The sequence below is a fragment of the Campylobacter concisus genome, from assembly GCF_015229955.1.
Taxonomy (GTDB): domain Bacteria; phylum Campylobacterota; class Campylobacteria; order Campylobacterales; family Campylobacteraceae; genus Campylobacter_A; species Campylobacter_A concisus_AT.
Genome location: NZ_JAAKYZ010000001.1, coordinates 558,374 through 582,976, shown reverse-complemented (window position 1 = coordinate 582,976; position 24,603 = coordinate 558,374). Strand labels below are relative to the sequence as shown.

The window sequence follows — 24,603 nt, the reverse complement described above, 5'->3', positions numbered from 1 at the left end:
AAATCAGCGACTTTGGCAATAGTGCGATAAAAATTTTAGTCTAAAATTTTTGCTATCTGATCTTTTTTAAGAATAAAATCATAGCTAAATGCATCTATCACAACTCCAGCGTAACTACTCTCTTTTAGCATCGCAAGATACTCTTTTAGCTCTATCTCAATGCTCTCTTGCTCACTGTCGTTTCGCCAAAGCTTCATCGCCTCTTTGCTAGTAAATGCTGGAAAATAGCTAAGCTTTTCGCCCTCATCTTCAAGCAGGATAAATTTGATATTTGAGCCCTCTTCCTCATAAACTACGCCGCCATCAGGCTTTGCGAGTGCTTGATTTAAAAGCACTGGAGCTAAAAAAGTAGCCTTTTTCAAAGCCGATATCAAATTTACCTCATTTTGCTCGCTTGGATCACTTAAAAATTTATCCATCGCTTCTTGCATTTTAGCCCCTAAAAGCCTCGTCTACGGCCTGGCAGATCGTGTGAATAAAAAATATGTGCGACTCTTGTATCCTTGCAGTATCGCTTGAGCTAACGACTAAATTTAGATCACATCCTTCATTCATAGCACCACCGCCTTTGCCACTAAGCCCAAGTACCGATGCGCCCATTTTCTTGGCACTTCTTATAGCCTCAAGGACATTTTTACTGTTGCCACTCGTTGAGATCGCCACAAGCAAGTCACCAGGACGAGCCAAGGCCTCAAACTGACGTGAGAAAACATAGTCAAAGCCGTAGTCGTTGCCAATGGCCGTAAGTGCCGAAGTATCAGTAGTTAGCGCGATGCCAGGAAGTGGCTGGCGCTCGCTTTTATATCTGCCAGTTAGTTCGGCTGCAAAGTGCTGAGCATCCGCTGCAGAGCCGCCGTTACCACATATCAGCACCTTTTTGCCATTTTTTAGCGTATCAGCCACCATCTGGCAAGCACGCTCCAAGCTACCTAGCAAATTTACATGCTCATTAAAGGCCTTTTGGTGAGCCTCGAGCTCATTTTTTATCATCGTTTTTAGCATCTTTTATCCTTTTTATTATCCCTGTTGTGCTTTTACCATCTACAAAGTCAATCAGCCTGACCTCTTTTACGATCTCGCTGCCAACGACCTCTTTATCTTTATAATCAGCCCCTTTTACAAGCACGTCAGGCTTTATCTTTGTTATCAAATTTAATGGCGTATCCTCATCAAAAATCACGACATAATCAACAAATCCAAGCCCACTTAGCACGCAGGCTCTATCATCTTGCGAATTTATAGGCCTAGCCTCGCCTTTTAGCCTCTTAACTGAAGCGTCCGAGTTTAGCCCGACAACCAAAAGATCGCCAAGCTCTCTTGCGCGCGATAGGTATTTTACGTGTCCAGCGTGCAATATATCAAAGCAGCCGTTTGTGAAAACAACCTTTTTCTTATCCTTTTGACTCAAAATTTCTTCTAGCTCCTCAACGCTTTTGAGCTTATGCTCGAAATTTGCCCCAAATGAGCTATTTAGCAGCTGCTCGATCTCGCTAAAGCTAGCCGTTGCGCTGCCGATCTTAGCCACTACGACGGCTGCTGCGAGGTTTGCTATCTTGATCGCCTCTTTTATATCAGCCCCAGTTGCTAGCATGTAGCCAAGTGTAGCCAGCACCGTATCTCCAGCGCCAGTGACGTCAAAGACCTCTTTTGCTTTTGCCGCAAAGATGTGCAATTTGTCATCATATAGCGCGATGCCCTCTTCTGAGATCGTGATGATCGAATAGGTCAAATTTAGCTCATCTTTTAGCTGTTTTATCGCCTTTTCAAGCTCGGTCTTGTCTTTTATCTTTAAATTTGTAGCCTCACTCGCCTCTTTTTTATTTGGCGTTAGAAGGGTCGCGTTTTTATACTTTGAGTAGTCGCTGCCTTTTGGATCAATAAGTACTGGGATATTTAGCCTCACGCACTCGTTTATGATCTCTTGGCAGACCTTTTCGCTAAGCACGCCTTTGCCGTAGTCACTTAGCAAGACGGCCTTAAAATTTGCAAGGTTTTCTTTTACTTTTGAGACGAGCTCATCTTCTAAATTTATCTTGACAACGCTCTCTTTATCGATCCTGACAACTTGCTGGTGCGATGCCATGATACGGCTTTTTATCGAGCTTTCGCGTCCTTTTTCAGTAAGAATGAGCTCATCTTTTACATTTATCTCAGCGAGCCTATCTTTTATCTTTTTGCCGGCCTCATCATCTCCTAAGACGCTAGCTACGCTCACATCTGCGCCAAGTGAGAGTAAATTTCTAACCACGTTGCCAGCGCCACCAAGCGTGTAGGTTTCATTATTTATCTTTACTACCTGCACTGGAGCTTCAGGTGAGATGCGATCACAACTGCCCCAGATGTAGTGGTCCAGCATAAGGTCGCCAACGACTAAAATTTTAACTCTCTTAGCCATTTATCTCTTCCTTATAAATTCTCTTTATCTCTGGCAAATAATCTTTTATCGCCTCTTCCAAGCTCCAAGTCGCGCTAAAGCCAAATGCCTCGCGAGCTGGGGCTACGTCGGCCTCTGTGTGAAACTGGTATGAGCCGATAAATGGATTTTTGATATATTCGTTGCCTAAATTTACGCCGATCTCGCGTTGCAAGATGTCAGCGATATCTTGAAAGCTTCTAGCCTTGCCAGTAGCTGCGTTATAGACGCCACTTGGTGCATCAAGCGCTTTTATATTTGCGTCAATGATATCTTTTATATAGACAAAATCTCTTTTGATCTGGTCGCTGCTCTCAAATAGCCTTGGGGTCTTTCCAGCTAAAATTTGAAGTCCAAACTGAAGCACCATCGAGGCGGTTTTGTTTTTAAAAAACTCGCCCTTGCCAAAGACGTTAAAATACCTCAGCCCAACCACGCTCACGCCGCGCTTTGCGTAAATTTTATTGATATTATCCATGCTTAGCTTGCTAAAGCCATAGACATTATTTGGCGCTTCGCATTCGCCAACGGTTTGCGGGCTCTTTGCGTTGCCATAAGTCGCCCCTGAGCTAGCGTAGATCATCTTTGCGCCCAGACTCTCGCAGATATCAAGCAAATTTACAAAGGCATTTACATTTGTTTTTATTAGCTCGTCTTGTTCTTTTACAGTGGTGTCAGAGATCGCTGCCTCGTGGTAGATGACGTCTGGACGAAAGCTCTTTATCTTCTCAAGCGTGCTCTCATCGTTGATGTCACCAGCGTAAATTTCACCCTTAAAGCCAAGCAAATTTTTAAAATGGCCAAAGCTTTTTAGGTTGCCATTGCTAAATGTCTCGTCGTTTCTAAATTTATCCACGACAAGCACGTGAGCATCTTTATAGTTTTCATCAAAATAGTGCGCCAAAGCTGAGCCGATAAAGCCAGCGCCACCAGTTATAACTATCTTTTTTCCGTTTAAATTCATAGTGATTTTTCCTTTTTTAGCTTATTTAAAACATCTCTTACATCTTTAAAATTTATGCCATCAAGCAAGAAATTTCTGCCCACACCAGCTCTTTTGCCAGCCTCGAAGTCGCTTGGCTTATCACCTATCATGAGCGAGTTTTCAAGGTCTATGTCAAACTCTTTGCAAGCATCAAGTATCATTTTTGGATTTGGTTTTCTGCAAGCGCAATCCGCCTCTGGGGCATGCGGGCAAAAGTAGACTTTGGTGATAAAAATTTGCTCTTTTTTGAAAATTTCAAGCATAAATTTATTTAGAGTATCAAACTGCTCCTGCGTGTAGTAGCCCCTGCCGATGCCTGATTGATTTGTCACGACAAAGAGCTTGTAGCCAGCCTTGGCAAATCCTCTTAAAGCATCAAAAACGCCATCGATAAATTTAAAATCTTTTATCTCGTAAACATATCCAGCATCTTCGTTTATTACGCCGTCTCTATCCAGAAAAAGTGCTTTAATAGGCTCATTTTTATTCATTTGGTGATTATAGCCAAAATATTTTAACTAGCTTCTTGCGAATTTACCTTTTTGTACTATAATGCATAAACTTTTTTACAAAGGATGAAAAATGAAAAAATTACTAATTGTTTCTAGCGTTGCGGCTCTACTTTCAACTGCTGCCTTTGCTGCAGATGGTGCTGCTATCTACAAAAAATGCATCGCCTGTCATGGTGCAAAAGCTGAAAAAATGTTTAATAATAAAGTTCCAGCTTTAACATCTCTTGATGCAGCAGCTATCGAAGAGGCACTAAAGGGTTATAAAACAGGAGCAAATAAATTTGGTCTTGGCGCTATGATGAAACCAATCGCTACTCCAATGAGCGACGAAGATGCAAAAGCAGTAGCTGAATACATCCAAACTTTAAAATAATAATTAGGGGCATTTGCCCCTCCTGCATTTTTAAATTTATACCAATAATCCATAAAACAATACTAGGTAGGAATTTCTCTTTTTTATATTTAAAAGTTATGAAACCTATTTTTTACTAATCTTTCTTTTTACATATTAAAACAAAACTATTCTAGTCTTCAAAGCCATAAAACAACGCTTAGAAATAGCTAAGAGCTTAAGTAAAATAGAGGCTCGTAAACTCTTTACTGAAACAAAAGACGACCAAGTGCTTCGTATGGCTTACTACTGGGTATCTCAAGGTGCTTATGACAACTGCAAAAACTTACCTCTTGATAAGTGCCCCATAACACACTTAAACATCGATAGCAGCGGTAGAATGTGGGGTGCAGTAAAGACCTATCTAGGATATAAGGGAGAAAACAATACTCACGGACTATACGTATTACGCCATACAGTGGCTTCTAGGTTAGTGAGTTTGAAGGGATTTAATGCACATAAACTGATGGCTTTTATGGGTCATACGGATATTAAAAGTAGCTTACACTACGTTCATCTCAATGTTGATGATATACGTGATGGTGTGGGGATTGGTGCATAAGTTAAAGGATGGTAAAATTAATGGGCATTTGGTTGCGGAGGACGGATTTGAACCGCCGACCTTCGGGTTATGAGCCCGACGAGCTACCACTGCTCTACTCCGCGATAAGTATTATTTTGGATTTAAAAGTGGATGGGGTAAGAGGATTCGAACCTCTGAATGACTGGACCAAAACCAGTTGCCTTACCGCTTGGCGATACCCCAATGTTTTTAAGATTTGTAATTATATAGATTTTAATGTGCTTTGTCAAGACTTTTTAGAATTTTAATAAAAATTAAAATTCTAAAATTAAAGCAATTTATGACTTTAGCTATAAAATTTCTCTTTGTCCTTTTGCATTCACTGGGCTTAAAACACCCATTTTTTCCATTTGCTCTATTATGTTTGCAGCTTTGTTGTAACCTATTTTTAGACGTCTTTGCAGATAACTGATCGACGTTTTTTGCTCACTTAAAATGATCTCTTTGGCCTCTTCGTAAAGCTCGTCAAGCTCATCTTCTCCTAGAGTACCAGCGGCCACACTTCCGCTTGTGCCTTCTTCTATTAAGAATTTCTCATCATAAACTACATCTTGTTGCTCTTTTAAGAAATTTACAACCGTTTCTATCTCTTTCTCGCTAGCAAATGGTGCATGAAGTCTGATCACACCAGGACTTCCAGGAGGTGTAAATAACATATCTCCTCGTCCAAGCAAGCTCTCAGCTCCCATTTGATCAAGGATGACCTTACTATCGATCCTCTGCCCTACCCTATAACTTATTCTACTTGGCAAATTTGCCTTTATAAGGCCAGTCACGACATCAACGCTTGGGCGCTGGGTTGCCACTATCAAGTGTATGCCGCTAGCTCTTGCCATCTGTGCTAGGCGGCCGATATAAAGCTCCACATCCTTGCCACTAGTCATCATAAGATCAGCTAGCTCGTCTATGATCACAACGATGTATGGAAACTGCTCGCCGCCTTCCTCTTTCATCTTTTCATTGTAGCTCTCTATATTTTTCGTACGAGTTTGGCTCATTATCTTATATCTTCGCTCCATCTCAGCGACCATATTGGCAAGTGCAGTGATCGCCTTTTTAGCCTCTGTGATAACTGGAGTTAGAAGATGTGGGATGTCGTTATATATGCTAAATTCAAGCATTTTTGGATCGATCATCATTAGACGTAAAGTTTGCGGGCTATTTCTATAAAGCAAGCTTAAAAGCATCGCGTTTATACCCACACTTTTGCCAGATCCTGTAGTTCCAGCGATTAGCAAATGAGGTAGTTTTTTAAGGTCTGTCACAAAAGGGGCACCGACGATATCTTTGCCAAGCGCCATAGTTAGCGGGCTACTTGCATTTTTAAAGACTTCGCTCTCTAAAATTTCTTTTAGGTATATAGTTTCTAAATTTTGATTTGGTACCTCGATGCCTACCACATCTTTACCAGGGATCGGCGCTTGGATACGGATCGTTTGAGCCTTTAGTGCCATCGCTAGGTCATCTTGAAGTGTTAAAATTTTACTTACCTTGATATGTGGGGCTGGACGAAACTCAAATGTCGTGACGATAGGCCCAGTATAAGTTCTAACCACATCGCCATCTATTTTAAACTTACGGAGTTTATCAAGCAAATTAGAAATTTGTTGATCGATTTCAGCTTCATTGACACTATGCGAGCGTTTTGGCGGATCGTTTAAAAATTTAAGCGGTGGCAAGACAAAATTCTTTGGCTTTTCCACATTTCCTCGCTCTATTTGATCAAGCAACTTCTTATTTTCAGCCACTTCGTTTAAAATTTCAACTCCGTTTATAGTCGAGGCCTTGCTCTCTTTTTCTGGCTCAGGCTCTAGCTCTTCATCTAAATTCTGCTCATCATCATTTAGTACCTGAGCTTCTATAAGCTCTTCTTCTTTTATATCATTATTCTTTTGTTTTTTGCGTTCGATTTTTGGAAGTTGTTTTTGTTTTATCTCTTTTAAATTTCTCTCTTCATGGACTTTTATCTCTTTATCCACAAACGCCTTTCTTAAAACAATGATAAAATTTTCTCTAAAAGCAAGCCCAAGTGAGATAATAAACATCATAAGTATAGCAACAGCAGTGCCGATAGAACCGATCACCTCTTTTAAGGCACTAACTATAAAATTTCCAATTATACCGCCATTTACACTTGAAGCACTCAAGGCTTGAAACATCAAAAAAGCTACAAAAAAGAGGAAAATTCCTACCAAAAACTGAGCAAAATCAAAATCAAATTTCTTAAAATTTTTATAGACAAAATAGCCCAAAATGATCAATAAAAATGGATAAACATACGCGATAAGTCCAAAATATTTGATATTTAAAGCACCAAGACTTTGTCCAAGCGAACCAACAAAATCAGCAGTTGGAGCAGCTGTTGCTATACCAAAATATATAAAAATGCAAACAAAAATTGTAAATAAGATATGTCGTAAAATTTTAGATCCTTTATAAAAAAGGCTTATTATAGCACGCTTGAGTTTAATTTTAAAAAATCAGCAAGCTAGGTGACCTGCTGATTTAAATTTTAATTTAAATAATTTAGCAAGCTTAGTTGATTTATCTTTGCACTTGCTTGTAGGGTTGCTTGATAAGATAGTGAAAGCTGCGTAAATTTCAGATATGACTCCGCATAGTCTGCGTCAATTACATCATTTTTAACAGTTTGTACATTCACTTTCATTACTTCGGCTCGCTCTTTTGTAGCTGTTAAAAGCTTTGATTGAGAGCCGATCTTTGTAAGCTCTTTATTTGCATGATCTATTAAATGATCAAGCCTTTGTAATGCACCTTGCATGCCGGTATTTCGTGGATCATTGCTATTTGCATCAGCTCTATAATATCCCTTTCTAACAGCTTCGATCATATTATCAAGGTCTTGAAAAACGCTCGTACTTGGCTCATCAATAGTTAAGGCATTATTTTCATTAAAGCTAAAGACAGAACCCTTTCCTTGAGGGTGTCCAGCATTACCAGCTGTATCTCTACCAGTGCTATCGCCATCAAATTTATCGCTATTTTTTGCATCATGCATAGTTACTTCTATGTTTGTTACTGATTTTGTCTTATCGGTTAAAACCATTCTACCTTTATCATCTAAAGTTGTCTCTACCGCATCCTTTGTCTTTGATAAAGCCTCTTTATAGGCATTATAGTTTTGATCTCTTTTTACCTTTTCAATATCTGTATCAAAATTTGCGTTTTCTGCATGTGGAGGATTTGGGATATTATCACTTGCTGCCATTGCAACGATATCCATGAGCTGCTTATAAGTAAAATCGCTGGCATAAGTTCTGTAACTTCCAAACTCATCTGAGTTATAGACTGTTAAAGTCCTAGGTGCAGAAGGCGTGCCACCTGGTGGTGTAGATGTTATTTCAAATTGCACTGGAGTATTTGTACCCCCTGCTGTACCCATTTTTACCTTTATATCATATTTTGTACCAGTGATTGACTTTACTTGTAAATTTATCTCTTGGTTGTCGATATTAAAGAGCTCTCTCTTTCTAGCATCAACATCTTTTGGATATAAATTTCTATCGTAGCTCTCCTTTGTACCAGAAACTTCGCTTAGCTTTGTCTGATCTGTTGCATATTCGCCCGTTCTTCTAGCTACTTGAGGTAAATTTGCGATTAGCTCATTATCTTTTCTTTCAAATCTAACCTTATCATAGTCAAATGCATTTGTCGCATTTCCATCTTTATCGGTATATTTGCTCTTTACAAACTCAGTGATATGAACCGTTTTTGGAACGTTATTTGCCATTGTTTCAAGACCTTCAAGAGAATTTACCGCATCAAGCGCGTTGTTTTGAGCGATTGCGCCGCGATTTGGTGCTACTGATGTGGCCGCAACCATATGAAAGTCAATAGTTTGATTACCTTTAGTAAGATCTTTTATATTAAATTGTCCATCGTTATTTATGCTTACATCAACAACTTTTGTTGTTTTTGTATTGCCAAATTCCATGCCGATTTTTTCCATAAGCCCAGCCATTGTTGTATTTGCACTCATCTTAAATTTGCTAGTAAATGTCGTGCCGTCTGGCTTTTTACCTTGCATGAAAAAATATGTATCCGGAAAATTTACATTTGAATTATCTAAAAAATCATAATCCGGATTTATTGTTCCATTGTAAGAGCCGTCACTTCTAACCACTGAATCACTAGCGTAATTTAGCCCGATCATATTTTTTATCTTGCTGTTATCGTTTAGAAATTTTGGCGCATAAGAGATGTCGGTTCTAGTTTGATCAGCTAAACGAACATTTGTAGTCAAAATTTTACTGTAATCACCATCTTTTCCTAAAAATAGATCATATCCTGGGATATTATAAGGAAGCTCAACCTGAGCGCCAGCTGATGTTTTCATATAATCACGGTTGCCTTGATACTTTCCTGCACCATCTATTGGCTTTGTATCAACAGCGCTTCCAGAAAACAAAAACTGCCCATTGACCGAAGTATTTGCAATATTTACAAGGTGATTTTTTATGCCTTGAAGATCATTTGCTAAAGCCTCTAGCGATGTCTTACTATGCACGCTGCTAGCTGCTTGGACTACTTTTGTCTTAAAATTTTCAAGCTGTTTTTCAAACTCTTGCAATGCATTATCTGTATTTTTTGAGAAATTTACAGATTTACCAGTGGCATCAACTACTTGAGTGAGAGTAGTCGCTTCATAATCAAGCCTCATCGCATCATTATAAGTCGCAGCACCATCGTATGGATCTTGAATTTTCAAACCATTTGAGAGCTGCTTATAGCTTTTATTTACACCAGTCATATTTTTTTGGTAGTCATGTAAAGTCTGACTAAAACGTAGTTGGTTTGTTATTCTCATAATTTTTTCCTAAATTTTTATTCACTCTAAGCAAAAATGATTCCGCTTGTTTTTATATCGGTAAAAATTTGATTTTTTTTAGCATAAAAAGTTTATTGTATAATCCAACAAAAATTTACATATAAAACTAGGTAAGAAAAATGGCACTAAAAATTCTCTTTTCTCCAAGCGAAAGTAAAATTTCTCTAAATACAAATAATAAATTTAATGGCAAGGATTTGATATTTCCAGAACTTTTTGACAAAAGAGTTGAAATTTTAAACAGATACGATGAGTTTTTAAAAAACGCAAATTTAGACGAGATAAAAAAGCTTTTTGGGCTAAAAGAGCTTGAAGAGAGCAAGCAGCTGCGAGAAAGCCTATCTCAAAAAGGCAGCATAAAAGCTATTTTAAGGTATGATGGAGTGGCTTATAAACATCTAAACTATCGTGGCTTAGATAATGAGGCGCAAAAATATATAGATAATAATGTTTTAATATTTTCAAATTTATTTGGACCTATCTTAGCAAAAGATGAGATACCAGAATACAAACTAAAGCAAGGTGAAAAGCTAGGTGGCTTTGAAATTTCAAAATTTTATGAAAAAAATTTTAGTAAAGCGGTTGATGATTTTTTGCAAAATGATGAGATTCTAGACCTTAGAGCTAAGTTTTATGAAAAATTTTACACTATAAAAAAAGAATACATAGCTTTTTGCTTTATAAAAAATAAAAAAATAGTGAGTCATCACGCAAAAGCATATAGAGGCGAAGTCTTGCGCCAGATAGCAAATAAGCTTGTAAAAAATAAAGATGAACTAATGAGCTTAAATTTTAAAAATTTAAGGCTTATTGATATGAAAAAGATTGGTCTAAAGACCGAGCTTATGTTTGAAATTTGCGAGTAAATTTTTAAAAAAATTGCATTTTTTGTTAAAAAAACGTAAAAAAGAGCTAAATTTAGGGAAAAAGTATTGTATTTTTTTTTAAAAGAGTGTAATATAGCCACATAACTTCTTAAAAGGATGGTTCATGAAAAAAGCTGAATTTATTCAAGCTGTTGCCGATAAGGCTGGTCTTTCAAAAAAAGATACTCTAAAAGTTGTTGATGCTACTTTGGAGACAATCCAAGCAGTTCTTGAAAAAGGCGATACAATTAGCTTTATAGGCTTTGGTACTTTTGGTACTGCTGACAGAGCTGCAAGAAAAGCTAGAGTTCCTGGAACTAAAAAAGTTATCGATGTTCCTGCTAGCAAAGCAGTTAAATTCAAAGTTGGCAAAAAACTTAAAGAAGCAGTTGCTGCTGGTGCTGCTAAAAAAGGTAAAAAGAAATAATTTTCTTTTTCGGGGAGCAACTCTCCCCTTTTTCCTCTCATACAAAAATTAATTTTCAATCTTAACTTTAGCCCGAGTGGTGAAACTGGTAGACGCGCCAGACTCAAAATCTGGTAAGGGCAACCTTGTGTCGGTTCGAGTCCGACCTCGGGCACCATTATTTACCTAAATAATTTCTAAATTTATCCGATATTATCTGCAACATCTTTAAAAAGGATTTTAGATGAATATTGCATCGTTAAAATATAACTTTATAAATTTAAAAGATTTAGAAAATCCTACAGATATGCTCCATGCCTTTAAGGATAAACAAGGTTTAGAGATAAATAACGAACAAATTTCAAGTCTAAAAGAAAGTATAAAGACGGGCAAAGTTATAAATATCACTGATGCCGAGATCAAAGAGCAAAATAGACACAAAATCCTACAAAAAGTAGAAGAAATTTTAAATAACTACTCAAAAAATCTCATCTACAGCAACAATAAAATTCACTCCGATGAGCTTTCTAGAGGCTATCATTTTAATGAAAATGCCTACTTTAAAAATATAAAAGCTTCAGATAGTAGTAGCATGCTATCTACACTAAAAAGTGGATACCTAGAAAATACAAAATTTAAAAATTTAAACGATTACGCCTATTCAAACACTCTAAAAACAAAATATGGAGAAGTAGAAGTATTTTTAGATATTTACGGCGATAACGATAAACTTGGCACTACAAAATTAGAAAATAATAGCTATCTTTTTAGCTTTGATAGCAACAATGACGGTGTGTTAGATCAAAAAGACATACTCTTTGATAAGTTAAAAGTAAGGGGTTATGATAAAGACGGAAATGAAAAAATAGCAAATTTAAGCGATGTAATGCCAAGGGTTGATCTTAGGCAGTTTATCAGCACAAATGTCATAAATCACAACCAAATAAAAAGAGAAGAGCTAAATCGTAAAGCAACGATCACAAATAATCCCGATCTTTACGTGGATACAAAAGATATTGATTATAGACACTCTTACTACGCCTCAGATCCAAATACTTTGTTCGCTGCAGAAAACAGATATGAAAAGATAGAGAAAAATGATATAAATAATTTCTTTAAAAAATATGCCCAAAATGACGGCTGGGTCGATCTAAGACACAATAACATCTTTGGCAAAGATAGCTCTTTTAAAAATTTTGCCTATCTTAAAGTGGGTTTTGATGACACTGCAAGACTAAACGAGTTTAATCCGATCATTGAGCCGAGCAAAGATTACAAAAAAGATGAAAATTTCTCATATACAAAATTTCAAAAAGATAGTTTTATGAAATTTTACAAAGATTATAACGCTGAGTTTGACGCATACAACAAGATGATAGAAAATCTTGGCAATAATTTAAAGAAATTTGAAGAAAATGCGGATGCTTATATATCAAAGCTTGAGAAGACAAAATCAGCCAAAATGATAGCCATGGAAAATGAATTTAGTAAAGCAACTGGGCTTGAGTTTAGTATGTCAAATTTAAAAAAGGTAAAAAGAGCTTTTATGCTAAATGAATCCACGGCGGCAACAGCCTTACAAGATAGTGACAGCGTAATAGCTATGAAGCTAAACAAAGATGGTAGCATCAGACTAAAATTTGATAGTGGTAGAGAGATAGACGTAAAAGAGCTTTATAACGATACTGGCAAGCTAAATACACCAAGTGAGCTAAAAACTAGCATAAATTTAGAGGCAAAAGAGATGAGTAATGTGCAGCTAAATAGCTTGGATTTTAAAGATATTGGCTTCATGCAAGGTGATAAAATCGTAAGCCTAAAAGATGCTGGAGCGATCGCTATTGCCAATCTATCTAATAAATTTGAGAGTAAATTTTTAATCAGTCTAAATAATGGCAAAAGCATATCTACAAGAGAAATTTATAATATAAGCTATCTTGAGAATGATTTAAAGAGCAAAGAAAAGATAGATGAGAGAGATAAATTTTATAAAAAGGTTGATATCAAGGCATAAATTTTGAGAGCAAATTTTAAAAAAGGTTTATTGTAATTTAATCTTATGGGTCCTATAATCAATTTTCCGTAAAAATTTAGATTTAAAAGAGAATGCTATGAACTTCACTCCACTTTTTGCAATTTTTTTCATAATCGCAACTGGTTTTTTTGCTAAAAAAGTCGGCATTGTTGAGCAAAAGCACTCGATCCCATTTGTGGATTTTGTCCTTTGTTTTGCAATGCCTGCGCTAATCTTTGACAAAATTTATCACGTAAACGTCGATGTTTCGCTTATAAATACAATTTTAATTGGCTTTGGCTCAACAGCTATCAGTGCCGTCATGGCATTGGTGCTTGGCAAGATCTTTAAATTTACTAAAGTAACAACTGTTAGTATGGTCATGCTAAGTCTTTTTGGTAATACCCTATTTGTCGGTATGCCGGTCATTCAGGGCTTCTTTGGCGATGCGATGGTAAATGAGGTCATCTTTTACGATCAGATAGCCACTGGTATCCCACTTTCTATCCTTGGGCCACTTATTCTCTCTTTTGCTGCACCAGAGAAGGTTTCGTTATTTCAAAATACGATGAAAATTTTAAAATTTCCGCCATTTATCGCGCTTATTATGGCTCTTATCTTAAAAGAAGTCCCTTTGCCTGAGTTTATCTTTGCTCCACTTAGGATGTTTGAAGGCAGCGTTACTCCGGTGGCACTTTTTGCGATTGGTGTTGGCCTTAACTTTAGCAGTATCACAAGCTCATATAAAGGCGTTAGCGTTGTGCTTTTGTGTAAGATGATCTTGCCAGCTATCGTATTTTTTATCATATTAAAAGTCTCAGGTATCCAGATGAGCAAAACTTGGGTCGTTGGCCTCTTTCAATGTGCAATGCCAACATCAGCCCTTGCAAGTGCGATGGTCATAAAATCTGGGCTTGATAGCTCGCTAGCCATCTCATCAGTGGCCATAGGCGTGCTGTTTTCATTTATCACGCTTCCAGTTATCTATTTTGTATTTGCATAAATTCACGCTCACTTCACACTAATGAGATAGTATTTCATCATATTTCATTTAAAGGAGACGTTATGAAGAAATTACTACTAGTTGCACTTGGTGCTATGTTTATGCTTGGTGGTCTTGCAAATGCTACTGAAATGATGAAAAAAGATGACATGGGCAAAGACGAGATGATGAAGAAAGAGCAAATGATGAAAGATGACATGGCTAAAAAACCCATGATAAAAAAAGATGAAATGAAAAAAGATGACATGGGCATGAAAGACGAAATGAAAAAAGACGACATGGGTATGAAAAAAGACGAAATGAAAAAAGGTATGTAAAGGCGGTAAATGGTTAGAATTTTGCTCGTTGAAGATGATGAAATTTTACTTGATCTCATCAGTGAGTATCTAAGCGAAAATGGCTATGAGGTCACTACTTCAGATAATGCCAAAGAAGCGCTTGATCTCGCCTACGAGCAAAATTTCGACCTGCTTATACTTGACGTCAAACTCCCACAAGGAGATGGCTTTTCACTTCTTTCTTCCTTAAGAGAGCTAGGTGTTAGCGCACCTAGCATCTTTACCACCTCGCTAAATACCATAGACGATCTTGAAAAAGGCTACAAAAGTGGCTGCGACGACTATCTAAAAAAGCCATTTGAACTAAAAGAGTTACTCATACGTATACAAGCGCTTCTAAAGAGAAATTTCTCACATCACAGTGGCGATGCGATCAAAATTTCAAGCGAATTTAGCTTTCATCCACAGAGCAAAACACTAAGCAAAGATGGTAAAAACGTAAATATCTCTAGTAAAGAGAGCGACCTACTCGCCCTATTTTTGCAAAACAAAGGCAAAATTTTAACCAAAGATGAAATTTTTAATAAAATTTGGAAATTTGACGAGGAGCCAAGCGAGCTTAGCCTTCGTGTCTATATCAAAAATTTACGTCAAATTTTAGGCAAAGATGCCATTTTAAATAGGCGTGGGGACGGCTATGTCTATGTCTGAAAAGACGCAAATTTTATTTAAAATTTTATCCCTTTATCTTGTTAGCTCTGTGCTATTTTTGGGATATTTTTTTATAAACGACTACAAAAACAAAAAAGAAGCGCTCATTTTAAACGAGGTGAAGTCTTTAAAAGAGATAAAAATGGGCATTTACATGAAAGCTAGAATGAATGGACTTGACTCAATTTCAAGTCTAACAAAAGAAAAAGGCGTGCATGCTTGCATCGTGCTAAACAATGGTGAGAAAATTTATCAAGACTTTGACTGCCAAAAGATCGACAAAAGCAAAAATGTAAATTTGATCAGCGGCAAGGTCGCGATATTTGAAAAGATCCAGTACATGGACGACAACACCACAGACGAGCTCTCACACGCAGATATTTTTCTAGTTGGTAAAAATATCAACGGCGAAATTTTATCCTTGCAAATTTCGATCACATTAAAGGCACTCTTTTTCTTTTTTGCCCTGCTCTTTGTTGCCTTTTACCTCGCAAAACTAAGCCTAAGACCGCTTTATGAAAAGATAGATACGCTAAACCGCTTCATAAAAGACTCAACACACGAGATAAATACACCTCTAAGCGTTATCTCGATGAGTATAGAAACGGCTGATCTTGACAACCTAAATGAGCGAAATTTAAAGCGTTTTAATAATATCAGCCTTGCCGTAAAGAGCCTAGGTAGCATCTATGACGCGCTCGTTCATCTAAGCTTCAACCTTGATAGGCCAGGCAAAAAAGAGCTAATAGATCTAAATTTGCTAACCACACAAAGGTTAAACTATTTTTCGCCATTTTTTGCCAAACGCGGACTTAAGATAGAGGCTAGTTTAAAGCCAAGCTTCATAAACGCAGACCTTGAGGATGTGAGTAAAATTTTAGACAACCTCTTAAGCAACGCCTCCAAATATGCAGCGCCAAATTCAAAGGTTAGCATCGTTTTAGAGCCAAATTTCTTTAGCATAAGTAACTCTGGGCGCGGCATAAGCAAAGAGGATCAGATGAAAATTTTTGATCGCTACACGAGATTTAACGACGATCAAGGCGGCTTTGGCATAGGGCTAAATTTAGTAAAAGAGTGCTGCAAGAAAAATGGCATCACCGTAAAATGCCAAAGCGAGCTTGATGGCGAGACTACGTTTTTGCTCTCTTGGCAGAGTTAAATTTTAAAATAATCCTACTCTAAATAATAAAATTTATTAAAAAAGATAATTTATGTCCAAAATTTATTTTTGATAAATTTTATTAATATTATAATCCTTTTACAAAATCTTAATCAAGGAGAAAAGTATGAAACTACTAGAAAAATATGGGCTTTTCATAAATGGTGAGTGGCGCGACGCAAAAGACGGCGCTACACTTGATGCAAAAAATCCAGCAAACGGCGAGCACCTTGCAAAGATCGCTGATGCTACCGAAGAAGATGTAAATGACGCAGTTCGTGCTGCACGTGAGGCTTTTAAGAAATTTAAACATACCACAGTTAGCGAGCGTGCAAAGCTACTAAACAAGATCGCTGATATCATCGATGAAAACAAAGAGCACTTGGCAAAAGTCGAGAGCATGGATAATGGCAAGCCGATCCGCGAGACGCTAAATGTCGATATCCCTTTTGCGGCAGAGCATTTTAGGTACTTTGCTGGCGTTATCATGGGCGAAGAAGGCAGCGCAAACGTCCTTGACGAGAAACAACTCTCTATCGTTTTGCGTGAGCCAATAGGTGTTGTGGGTCAGATCGTACCTTGGAATTTTCCATTTTTGATGGCAGCTTGGAAGCTAGCTCCAGTGATCGCAGCAGGCGATGCGAGTATATTTAAGCCATCAAGCGAGACAAGCCTTAGCGTGCTTGAGCTATTTAGACTGATAGATAAAATTTTGCCAAAAGGCTTAATAAACATAGTAACCGGCAGAGGCAGCAAGAGTGGCGAGTGGATCAAAAACCACCCAGGCCTCGACAAGCTAGCATTTACTGGCTCAACCGAGATCGGCCGCGATATCGCTATAGCTGCGGCTCGCCGTATCATCCCAGCTACACTTGAGCTTGGCGGCAAGAGTGCAAATATCTTCTTTAGCGACGCAAATTTAGACAAAGCGCTTGATGGTCTTCAGCTTGGAATACTATTTAACCAAGGTCAAGTTTGCTGCGCAGGTTCAAGAATTTTCGTAGAAGAGAGCTTTTATGACAAATTTATAGAGGCTGCGGTTAAGAAATTTAGCACCATAAAAGTTGGCGATCCGTTAGATCCTAGCACTCAAATGGGCTCACAAATCAATAAAAAACAAGCTGAGCAAATTCTAAACTACGTCGAGATCGGCAAAAAAGAAGGCGCAAAAGTGGCAGTCGGTGGCAAAGCCTACACAGCAAATGGTTGCGACAAGGGCGCATTTGTCGAGCCAACACTGCTAGTTGATGTGACAAATGATATGAGAGTGGCTCAGGAAGAAATTTTTGGTCCAGTTGGCGTTGTCATCAAATTTAAAGATGAAGCCGAACTTATCAAAATGGTAAATGACAGCGAATACGGCCTAGGTGGCGGAATTTTCACGCAAGACATCACAAAAGCACTTCGCGTTGCAAGGTCTATGGAGACTGGCAGAGTCTGGATCAACACCTATAACCAAATCCCAGCAGGCAGCCCATTTGGCGGCTATAAAAACTCAGGCATCGGCCGCGAAACTCACAAGATCATACTTGAGCACTACACTCAAATGAAAAACATAATGATCGATCTAACCGGCAAGGTTAGCGGCTTTTACGCACAATGATTTTAGGGAGCTTAGGCTCCCTTCTACTTTAAATTCCTTAAATTTTAAATATCTTTTACTAGGTTTTAACTTTATATATCGCTAGCATTACGCCAATATAGTACAGCTATACAAAAGTGTTTTCTTAACACTACATTTTTAAGCTTAATAGACTAAAATTTGATACAAAGGAGAAAAATTGAGCGAGCAAATTTATATCATAGGCGATGTGCACGGCTGTTTTAACACGCTTTTAGAGCTTATCAAGCAGTTTCCAGACAAAGAAAAATCACAAATTTGCTTTGTCGGAGATGTGATAGATCGGGGGCTTTTTAGTTGCGATGTAGTCGAGCTTATCATACAAAATAACTATAAAATGGTAATGGGAAACCACGAAAGAAGGTTACTAAGCAATAAATATGAATTTTTAAACAACCAAGCACCATTTGACACGAGTTGGTTTTTCAACAATGGTGGCGTGGCGACATATGGATCATACCTAGCTCAAAGCCTAAATTTTAAACAAAGACACATAGAATTTTTAGAGAGTAGCCCAGTATATTTAGAGTTTAAAAACCACAAAAACCAAAATGGCGAGCATTTGGTCGTTTCACACTCGGCTGTTGGTAAATTTTGGACTTTAAGAGATGATGATAGCTCAAGAGATGAGTTTAGAAGGCATGTACTATCAGGCAGAGGCGATATGATGCAAGTTGAAGGCATATTTAATGTCTACGGACATACGCCAGTGCGTGAGGCTAAGCTCTATACGAATAGCGCCAATATCGATACGGGATGTGTTTTTAATGAAGAAGGATATGACAAGCTAAGTGCCTTAGAATTTCCATCGATGAAAATTTATACGCAAAAAAATGTTGAAAATTTTAATAAACAAGGATAAAAAATGTGGTTTTCTAAAAAGAGCTCTAGCTTTGCAAGCAGAGTTGATAAATTTTGGAGCGAGTTTGGCAAAAATTTAGACGCCATCAAACAAAATTTAGAAGATAAAAATTTTGAAGCTGCAAGCAAAATGACCGAAGAAGCGCTAAATTTATGTTTAGTTGATCCAACTTTTATGATAGGCCTTATTGATGGAAAGATCGATCTAGTACTCACTCCAGAAGGACTTAAACATAGGCTTTTGTGGCTTAAATTTATAAAATCGCGCATGCCAAAAGAGTATGAGGCAAAGCTTACTTGCACACTTGGCAAACCACGTGCACCGCGCAATGTAGCTACTATACAAATGTATGGCGTAAGCGTTGATGCAAATGAGGTCATGGTCTATGCAAATTTTAACGACAAAAGCGTAGATATGTGCCTATATAACGAGACTCTAAGTAAGCTTAAAAGCGAAGATGAAAATAAGGCATATACATTATCACTCATACTTTGTGACAACGTAGTTGGTGAGATGATCATGATAAATATGCTTGGAGAGTTTGAGATAATAGACGAGCCAAGAGAAAAAGGCGTGCCACTGATCGACTTTGCCGATCTTATAGATGAGAAATTTGGTAAAGAAGCCTCAAACGAGCCACTTAAGAATTTTATAGTCTATGAGCTAGAACCTCGCTCAAACAAGCTACGTGACGACGTTTTCACAGGATTTACATCTCTTATCGAGCTACTAAACGAGTACTACGACGGTGCAAGCGATACTTATAACGAAGCTTTTGAGCTTGGCATAAATTTTTGCTTTTTAGCCATATCTCACGGTGGCGACATACAGTTTGGCGTTGATAGCAAAAACAAAATTTCAGATGCGCTAAAAGAGAGTGAAATTTGCGAGATCATAGGTGAAGCAAATGGCGAGATGCGATCTTACATAGATCTTATCTGTTTTGATAAAGATGAGCTGGCCAAGACTGCTAGCAAATTTAGTAAAGAGCTTGGTATAAAGATAGAAATTTGCGAGTTTAAACGCTGATTTTACATAAGATTTTACATAAAATAATATAAATCACGCTAGCTGGTGTGAACTATTAAATTTATCTTTTAAATTTTGAGCTGTTTGAGAGATAAGCGCAAAGCTTTAGTCCATATAAAAAGATGATCCACGAGATGTAGATCCAGACAAAGAAGAAAAGCACTGCTGAAAACGAGCCATAAACGCTTAGATAGGTTTTATTATAAAGGACATAATAGACAAAGGCCGACTTGCCAATATACCAAACAAGCGAAGCGGCAAATGAGCTAAAAAATGCGCTTTTAAACTTTATCTCGTCATTTACTGAGATGAGATATGTGATGCAAAATATCGCCCAAATGATGAGATATGGGAATATGCTCAAAAAATTTATCGAGTTTGTGATCACGTTTGAGTTTAGCATCTCTTGAATGAGGCTTGAAAGATAAAAACTACCAGCAAGACCAAGTGGCGCGAGCGTGATAAGCGTCCAATACGAGCTAAGTGCTGACCAAAATCCTCTAGCCTTACTTGCACGTGTCACTTTCAAAACTACATACTCGTAGTCACTAAAAAACATAGCCGATGTAAATATCATCGCTACAAAGCCAACTATGCCCAAATTTCCGCTATTTTGTAAGAAATTTTGCAAGTAGTTTGAAATGATCTCTTGGTTGCTTGGCAAAAGAGCCGAAAAGATAAAGTCCTGAATCTTGGCGTAATAATCCTCAAAACTAGGCAGTTTTGTAAAGATAGAAAACGATATAAGAAGTATCGGAATGATCGATAAAATCGTATGAAAACTAAGGCTTGAAGCGTAGTGAAAGAGCTCTTTGTCCTTAAGCGTTGGAAGTAAATTTAAAAACTCTTTTAAACTTTGTTTACTTAAGGACAAACGGCTCATTTATCAGTTATCTTCTTCAAAAAGTTTTTCGTAGTGAGCGTCGTAGTTGTTAATGTGCTCGCTATTTAGCTTCCAAAACACAGTGTCTATGTCGCTAACTCTTGTATAAAATGGTAGCTGATAGTACTCAACCTCGCCACTTTTAAATTCTTTTAGCACTTTAAAGCTTTGGCAATCGGCAAAAACGCTTCTGCCATCCATCGCTACGAAAATTAGACCAGCTGCACTTTGAGCACACATTTTTCTAAAGTCATCTCTGCTTGGATTTGGCTTGTATTCGTAGCTTAGATACGCTCCTATAATATCTGGGTGGATAAATATCATATTTGGAAACGCAGAAGTGATCTCTTCGTAAATTTCTTTATTTGGCACGATGATTAATGAGCGGTTATAAAGATAGTTTAGCACGACCATATCGCCATTTGCAGGTGCAATGCCTGGAAGTGGGAGTGCCTTTTGTTCAAGCAGATCAAACACCTCAAATCTAATCTTAGCAAAGCCAGAATTTTTTGAGATAACGCTAACTCTTGCGATGATAGAGCTATCAGTATCGAATTTATGAAGCACAACGCCACTTGAGCCGATTAAAATTTCTGGACTATCAACTATCGTCGCTGTGCCATCACTATCGACGCTAATTATAGGAGTTCTATACTCATTTAAAGAAAAATCAGCCCCAAAAGCAAAGCCAAAAACTAGCGATAAAATCACAAATATACGTTTCAAAAATATCTCCTAAGTTTAAATTTTTAGAGCGATTATAGCCTAAAATGCTTTATCTTTTGCAAAATTAAAGCAAGTTTTAGTTAAAATCCCACCAGCTTTTTAAAAGGATATTAATGCCTCGTATTTTTATAATTTTTGCAATATTATCTATAAATTTATACGCTATAAAGCCAAGTATCGACGAACTTAGCTGGCCAAATGGAAGTAACTTCTTAAATTTCTTAGAGACAAACAAAATCCCACTTTCACTTTACTATAACTTAGCAACCGAAGATCAAGAACTAACAGAAGAGATCATCGCTGGCACAAAGTATCAAATTTATAAAGACGACAACGGCAACACCAAACAAGTACTAATCCCTGTTAGTGACGAGCTTCAAATGCATATTTTTAGAGATGACAATGATAAATTTAAGCTCGAATTTCTTCCCATCTCTTATCAAAGTGAGGATAAATTTTTAGCCTTAAAGGTCGATAAATCAGTCTCTGAGGACATTTTTGACTATACTGGCTCTGGCACGCTAGCTCTTGGCTTTAAAGAAATTTTTAAAGGAAGTGGCATTGATTTTAAAAAGATAAACAAAGGCGATACGATCGCTATCGTTTATAATCAAAAAATACGTATGGGCCGCTCTTTTGGTACTCCAGAAATTTATGCTGCGATGATAGAAACGAAAAATAAACGATATGTCATGTATAAATTTGAAGATAAATTTTATGATAAAAACGGCAAGAAAAATGATAAATTTTTATTAGTCCGCCCTCTTGCAAATGCTAGAATCACATCAGCTTTTACTCTAAAAAGATGGCACCCTATTTTACAAAGATATAGAGCGCACCTTGGCGTTGACTACGGTGCTCCAAAAGGTACACCAATCAAAGCTGCAGGCGATGGTACGGTTAAATTTGTCGGACAAAAAAGCGGATATGGCAGAACCGTCATCATCTCCCACGCTGGTGGCTATGAGACACTTTATGCTCACCTAAATGGCTTTGCTAAAGGCATAAAAGGTGGTTTAAAAGTCAAGCAAGGCACGCTTATAGCTTACGTTGGCACAAGCGGTATGAGCACAGGGCCACATCTTCATTTTGGTCTTTATAGAGATAATAAGCCTATCAATCCAGAAAGTGCAATAAAGGTCGTTAAAAGCCTAGAGGATAAGAAAGAATCAGCTAAATTTAAAGCAGTTGTTAGCAAAAATGACGAGCTAATAAAAAATGCTTTAAGCAATGAAAAAGAGTATCACAAAGTGGAATTTTTCCCTAATGTAATAGAATTTTAAAGGTAAAACTTGAGCCAAGAACTAGAAGAAGCAAAAGAGCTGATAGATCAGCATTTAGATGAAAATTTAGAAGACAATGAACTCTCGCCTTACGAGCTAGCCCAGCACCTAAAAACACTTAAAAAGCACGATGAAGAGCTTTTTGCTCACTATCTTGAGAAGCTAGATCCTGAAATTTTAGGTGATGTTGCTATTGAGTTACCTGATCATATGCTAAAAGATGTGATCGAACAACTTCCAGCTGAAAAGATCGTAGAAGCACTTGAAGAGCTAGAGAGTGATGATGCGACTGACTTGCTTCAATACATCGAGGACATTGACGAGGATAAAGCTAGAGAGCTTTTTAACGAGCTTGACAGAGAAAACCAAAATGAAATTTTAAGGCTTAGAAGCTACGAAGAAGATAGAGCCGGTGCTCACATGCAAACAGAGCTCTTCTCGGCTCATCTTGAGGAAAAGCTTGGCAATGCAGTAGCAAGACTTAGACGAGAAAAACAAGAAGGCAAGCTAGAAAATATCTCGCAGCTTTTTATTATCGATAAAAATGGCGTTTTACAATACGCTATTCCGCTTGAAGATCTTATACTTTTTGATTTTACAAAGACGCTAAAGCAAAATATCGAGTCAGCACAGATCGATCACTACAAGCCACACGTTGCAAATGATATGGACCTTATGCAAAATGTCGCTGATATGTTTCAAGAGTACGATCTAAACGTTATTGCAGTTACTAGTAGCACTGGAATTTTGCTTGGTCGTATCACGTCTGATGATATTCACGACTACATTCAAGAGAGTGCAACTGAGCAAATTTATAACCTGGCCGGCGTTGATGACGAGTCAGAAGAGGACGATACGCTATTTAAAGCAGGTCGTGGTCGTGCGGTTTGGCTTGGTGTAAATTTACTAACAGCTCTTTTTAGCTCATCCATAATCGGACTTTTTGATGAGACAATCGCAGCTTACGTCGCTCTTGCTGTTTTAATGCCAATAGTTGCATCAATGGGTGGAAATACCGGCACACAAGCGCTTGCCGTTACGGTTCGCCGTTTAGCGCTTGGTGAGATCGAGTTTAAAGATGCCAAAAATGTTCTAAAACGTGAGGTTAGTATTTCACTCATAAATGGACTAATCTTTGGTGTGGTAATGGGCATAATCGCCTCTGTTTGGTTTGACAAAGGTATGCTTGGCGTTGTTATCGGGCTTAGCATGGTTACGAATTTATTCTTTGCTGGCTTTTTTGGCACGATTATACCTTTAACGCTAAGGCGCTTTAACATAGATCCTGCAGTCGGCTCAGCCGTCATTCTTACTACTTTTACTGATGCGATAGGATTTTTTAGCTTTTTAGGACTTGCAAAATGGATACTACTATAACCAATTTAGAAATTCTGCCTCTTGATGAGTCAAAATACCTAAAGCCATTTAAGATGAAATTTATGCAAAATGGTGTCCAAAGAGACTGGGACTGCGTAAAAGTGATGAATAGCGTTAGTATTTTTTTATATCACGAGCAAAAGGATGCCTTTTTGTTTGTAAAGCAGTTTCGCCCGGCTGTTTGGTACTCACAAGAGAAAGAAGGCATCAAAACAAATGAGCAAGGCTTTACTTATGAGCTTTGCGCAGGGCTTATGGATAAAGGACTAAGCGAAGAGCAAACAGCTAGAGAAGAAGCGATCGAAGAAGTGGGCTATGAGCTAAAAGAGATAGAGCGTATCACAATGACATACGGTGCTTTTGGCTTTGGAGGCAACACACAAACGATGTTTTACGCTAAAATCGATGAGAATATGAAAGTAAATTCTGGCGGTGGCGTCGATGGCGAAGACATCGAGCTTATTTTTATAAAACGAGAAGATATGATGAAATTTGCCTTTGACGAGAGCAAAGTCAAGGGCTTTGGGCTCATATTTGCTTATTTGTGGTGGGAGAAATTTAAAAGCTAAAACGATATCTTTTTAATAAGCGCAAAAACAACGACTGCCACTAAAAAGATACCAACTAATATCACATAATCAGACATAAC

The 24,603-nt window shown here is 37.7% G+C and carries 23 protein-coding genes and 3 tRNA genes; 15 read left to right on the top strand and 11 right to left on the bottom strand.

Annotated features, from left to right (window positions below; genetic code table 11):
- Positions 1 to 35: 35 nt before the first annotated feature.
- From G6W45_RS02990 to gmhB, 5 genes are read right to left on the bottom strand one after another with little or no spacing between them, the layout of a single operon-like run.
- Positions 36 to 431, bottom strand: coding sequence for an SseB family protein (locus tag G6W45_RS02990; protein ID WP_194167463.1), 396 nt, complete (start codon positions 429 to 431; stop codon positions 36 to 38).
- 1 nt (position 432) lies between these two features.
- Positions 433 to 1,002, bottom strand: a complete 570-nt coding sequence (gene gmhA / locus G6W45_RS02985; RefSeq protein ID WP_194167462.1) for a D-sedoheptulose 7-phosphate isomerase — start codon at positions 1,000 to 1,002, stop codon at positions 433 to 435.
- On the bottom strand, positions 977 to 2,395 hold the full coding sequence (gene rfaE1, locus G6W45_RS02980; RefSeq protein WP_194167461.1) for a D-glycero-beta-D-manno-heptose-7-phosphate kinase: 1,419 nt from the start codon (positions 2,393 to 2,395) through the stop codon (positions 977 to 979). Before rfaE1 ends, gmhA begins: the two co-directional genes overlap by 26 nt.
- Positions 2,388 to 3,377 (bottom strand): ADP-glyceromanno-heptose 6-epimerase, encoded by a 990-nt coding sequence (rfaD, locus tag G6W45_RS02975; protein WP_194167460.1) that lies wholly within the window; start codon positions 3,375 to 3,377, stop codon positions 2,388 to 2,390. The genes rfaE1 and rfaD overlap by 8 nt, the downstream gene beginning before the upstream one ends.
- Positions 3,374 to 3,889 (bottom strand): D-glycero-beta-D-manno-heptose 1,7-bisphosphate 7-phosphatase, encoded by a 516-nt coding sequence (gmhB, locus tag G6W45_RS02970; RefSeq protein ID WP_194167459.1) that lies wholly within the window; start codon positions 3,887 to 3,889, stop codon positions 3,374 to 3,376. The genes rfaD and gmhB overlap by 4 nt, the downstream gene beginning before the upstream one ends.
- Positions 3,890 to 3,980: 91 nt before the next feature.
- Between gmhB and G6W45_RS02965 the strand changes: the two genes are divergently transcribed.
- Positions 3,981 to 4,283, top strand: a complete 303-nt coding sequence (locus G6W45_RS02965; RefSeq protein WP_072594134.1) for a c-type cytochrome — start codon at positions 3,981 to 3,983, stop codon at positions 4,281 to 4,283.
- Positions 4,284 to 4,892: 609 nt separating this feature from the next.
- Here G6W45_RS02965 and G6W45_RS02960 read toward each other — a convergent pair.
- From G6W45_RS02960 to flgL, 4 genes are all read right to left on the bottom strand, one after another.
- A tRNA-Met gene (locus G6W45_RS02960) sits at positions 4,893 to 4,967 on the bottom strand.
- 25 nt (positions 4,968 to 4,992) lie between these two features.
- A tRNA-Gln gene (locus G6W45_RS02955) sits at positions 4,993 to 5,067 on the bottom strand.
- Positions 5,068 to 5,174: 107 nt separating this feature from the next.
- Entirely contained in the window at positions 5,175 to 7,253 is a 2,079-nt protein-coding gene (locus G6W45_RS02950) for an FtsK/SpoIIIE family DNA translocase (RefSeq protein WP_430746633.1), read from the bottom strand.
- Positions 7,254 to 7,396: 143 nt separating this feature from the next.
- Positions 7,397 to 9,712 (bottom strand): flagellar hook-associated protein FlgL, encoded by a 2,316-nt coding sequence (gene flgL / locus G6W45_RS02945; RefSeq protein WP_194167458.1) that lies wholly within the window; start codon positions 9,710 to 9,712, stop codon positions 7,397 to 7,399.
- A gap of 140 nt (positions 9,713 to 9,852) precedes the next feature.
- On the opposite strand from flgL, the gene G6W45_RS02940 reads away from it, so the two are divergent.
- From G6W45_RS02940 to G6W45_RS02890, 11 genes are all read left to right on the top strand, one after another.
- On the top strand, positions 9,853 to 10,599 hold the full coding sequence (locus tag G6W45_RS02940; RefSeq protein WP_194167457.1) for a YaaA family protein: 747 nt from the start codon (positions 9,853 to 9,855) through the stop codon (positions 10,597 to 10,599).
- 124 nt (positions 10,600 to 10,723) lie between these two features.
- Positions 10,724 to 11,026: an HU family DNA-binding protein gene (locus G6W45_RS02935; protein ID WP_012001719.1), complete on the top strand. Its 303-nt coding sequence runs from the start codon at positions 10,724 to 10,726 to the stop codon at positions 11,024 to 11,026.
- A gap of 70 nt (positions 11,027 to 11,096) precedes the next feature.
- Positions 11,097 to 11,183, top strand: a tRNA-Leu gene (locus G6W45_RS02930).
- 66 nt (positions 11,184 to 11,249) lie between these two features.
- Positions 11,250 to 13,019, top strand: a complete 1,770-nt coding sequence (locus G6W45_RS02925; protein ID WP_194167456.1) for a response regulator — start codon at positions 11,250 to 11,252, stop codon at positions 13,017 to 13,019.
- 97 nt (positions 13,020 to 13,116) lie between these two features.
- Positions 13,117 to 14,022 carry an AEC family transporter gene (locus G6W45_RS02920; protein WP_194167455.1) on the top strand — a complete coding sequence of 302 codons (906 nt, stop codon included), beginning with the start codon at positions 13,117 to 13,119 and terminating at the stop codon, positions 14,020 to 14,022.
- Positions 14,023 to 14,084: 62 nt separating this feature from the next.
- Positions 14,085 to 14,339, top strand: coding sequence for a pyruvate kinase (locus G6W45_RS02915; protein WP_087576934.1), 255 nt, complete (start codon positions 14,085 to 14,087; stop codon positions 14,337 to 14,339).
- A 9-nt stretch (positions 14,340 to 14,348) separates the two neighbouring features.
- The gene (locus G6W45_RS02910) at positions 14,349 to 15,011 is read left to right on the top strand and encodes a response regulator transcription factor (RefSeq protein ID WP_087585790.1); all 663 of its coding nucleotides are present in this window, start codon (positions 14,349 to 14,351) and stop codon (positions 15,009 to 15,011) included.
- Positions 15,004 to 16,173, top strand: a complete 1,170-nt coding sequence (locus G6W45_RS02905) for a sensor histidine kinase (RefSeq protein ID WP_194167454.1) — start codon at positions 15,004 to 15,006, stop codon at positions 16,171 to 16,173. The genes G6W45_RS02910 and G6W45_RS02905 overlap by 8 nt, the downstream gene beginning before the upstream one ends.
- Positions 16,174 to 16,300: 127 nt before the next feature.
- Positions 16,301 to 17,776 (top strand): aldehyde dehydrogenase family protein, encoded by a 1,476-nt coding sequence (locus G6W45_RS02900; RefSeq protein ID WP_194167453.1) that lies wholly within the window; start codon positions 16,301 to 16,303, stop codon positions 17,774 to 17,776.
- A 178-nt stretch (positions 17,777 to 17,954) separates the two neighbouring features.
- Positions 17,955 to 18,656: a metallophosphoesterase gene (locus G6W45_RS02895; RefSeq protein ID WP_103582683.1), complete on the top strand. Its 702-nt coding sequence runs from the start codon at positions 17,955 to 17,957 to the stop codon at positions 18,654 to 18,656.
- A 3-nt stretch (positions 18,657 to 18,659) separates the two neighbouring features.
- The gene (locus tag G6W45_RS02890; protein WP_194167452.1) at positions 18,660 to 19,685 is read left to right on the top strand and encodes a hypothetical protein; all 1,026 of its coding nucleotides are present in this window, start codon (positions 18,660 to 18,662) and stop codon (positions 19,683 to 19,685) included.
- A 61-nt stretch (positions 19,686 to 19,746) separates the two neighbouring features.
- Here the strand turns inward: G6W45_RS02890 and G6W45_RS02885 are convergent, their stop codons facing one another.
- A complete protein-coding gene (locus G6W45_RS02885) occupies positions 19,747 to 20,568 on the bottom strand; it encodes a YihY family inner membrane protein (RefSeq protein ID WP_103560281.1) in 822 nt (273 codons plus the stop codon).
- Positions 20,569 to 20,571: 3 nt separating this feature from the next.
- Entirely contained in the window at positions 20,572 to 21,294 is a 723-nt protein-coding gene (locus G6W45_RS02880) for a plasminogen-binding N-terminal domain-containing protein (protein WP_021090557.1), read from the bottom strand.
- Between the two features lie 113 nt (positions 21,295 to 21,407).
- Here G6W45_RS02880 and G6W45_RS02875 point away from each other — a divergent pair, with 113 nt between their 5' ends.
- The 3 genes from G6W45_RS02875 to G6W45_RS02865 are packed head-to-tail and all read left to right on the top strand — an operon-like array spanning position 21,408 to position 24,523.
- Positions 21,408 to 22,577, top strand: a complete 1,170-nt coding sequence (locus G6W45_RS02875; RefSeq protein ID WP_149707317.1) for a peptidoglycan DD-metalloendopeptidase family protein — start codon at positions 21,408 to 21,410, stop codon at positions 22,575 to 22,577.
- A gap of 9 nt (positions 22,578 to 22,586) precedes the next feature.
- Entirely contained in the window at positions 22,587 to 23,954 is a 1,368-nt protein-coding gene (gene mgtE / locus G6W45_RS02870) for a magnesium transporter (protein ID WP_021090506.1), read from the top strand.
- A complete protein-coding gene (locus G6W45_RS02865; RefSeq protein WP_194167451.1) occupies positions 23,939 to 24,523 on the top strand; it encodes an NUDIX domain-containing protein in 585 nt (194 codons plus the stop codon). Before mgtE ends, G6W45_RS02865 begins: the two co-directional genes overlap by 16 nt.
- Positions 24,524 to 24,603: the final 80 nt, after the last annotated feature.

Coding starts and splice junctions, on each gene's coding strand:
- G6W45_RS02990 (WP_194167463.1), bottom strand. CDS start 431: ATGCAAGAAGCGATGGATAAATTTTTAAGTGATCCAAGCGAGCAAAAT.
- gmhA (WP_194167462.1), bottom strand. CDS start 1,002: ATGCTAAAAACGATGATAAAAAATGAGCTCGAGGCTCACCAAAAGGCC.
- rfaE1 (WP_194167461.1), bottom strand. CDS start 2,395: ATGGCTAAGAGAGTTAAAATTTTAGTCGTTGGCGACCTTATGCTGGAC.
- rfaD (WP_194167460.1), bottom strand. CDS start 3,377: ATGAATTTAAACGGAAAAAAGATAGTTATAACTGGTGGCGCTGGCTTT.
- gmhB (WP_194167459.1), bottom strand. CDS start 3,889: ATGAATAAAAATGAGCCTATTAAAGCACTTTTTCTGGATAGAGACGGC.
- G6W45_RS02965 (WP_072594134.1), top strand. CDS start 3,981: ATGAAAAAATTACTAATTGTTTCTAGCGTTGCGGCTCTACTTTCAACT.
- flgL (WP_194167458.1), bottom strand. CDS start 9,712: ATGAGAATAACAAACCAACTACGTTTTAGTCAGACTTTACATGACTAC.
- G6W45_RS02940 (WP_194167457.1), top strand. CDS start 9,853: ATGGCACTAAAAATTCTCTTTTCTCCAAGCGAAAGTAAAATTTCTCTA.
- G6W45_RS02935 (WP_012001719.1), top strand. CDS start 10,724: ATGAAAAAAGCTGAATTTATTCAAGCTGTTGCCGATAAGGCTGGTCTT.
- G6W45_RS02925 (WP_194167456.1), top strand. CDS start 11,250: ATGAATATTGCATCGTTAAAATATAACTTTATAAATTTAAAAGATTTA.
- G6W45_RS02920 (WP_194167455.1), top strand. CDS start 13,117: ATGAACTTCACTCCACTTTTTGCAATTTTTTTCATAATCGCAACTGGT.
- G6W45_RS02915 (WP_087576934.1), top strand. CDS start 14,085: ATGAAGAAATTACTACTAGTTGCACTTGGTGCTATGTTTATGCTTGGT.
- G6W45_RS02910 (WP_087585790.1), top strand. CDS start 14,349: ATGGTTAGAATTTTGCTCGTTGAAGATGATGAAATTTTACTTGATCTC.
- G6W45_RS02905 (WP_194167454.1), top strand. CDS start 15,004: ATGTCTGAAAAGACGCAAATTTTATTTAAAATTTTATCCCTTTATCTT.
- G6W45_RS02900 (WP_194167453.1), top strand. CDS start 16,301: ATGAAACTACTAGAAAAATATGGGCTTTTCATAAATGGTGAGTGGCGC.
- G6W45_RS02890 (WP_194167452.1), top strand. CDS start 18,660: ATGTGGTTTTCTAAAAAGAGCTCTAGCTTTGCAAGCAGAGTTGATAAA.
- G6W45_RS02885 (WP_103560281.1), bottom strand. CDS start 20,568: ATGAGCCGTTTGTCCTTAAGTAAACAAAGTTTAAAAGAGTTTTTAAAT.
- G6W45_RS02875 (WP_149707317.1), top strand. CDS start 21,408: ATGCCTCGTATTTTTATAATTTTTGCAATATTATCTATAAATTTATAC.
- G6W45_RS02865 (WP_194167451.1), top strand. CDS start 23,939: ATGGATACTACTATAACCAATTTAGAAATTCTGCCTCTTGATGAGTCA.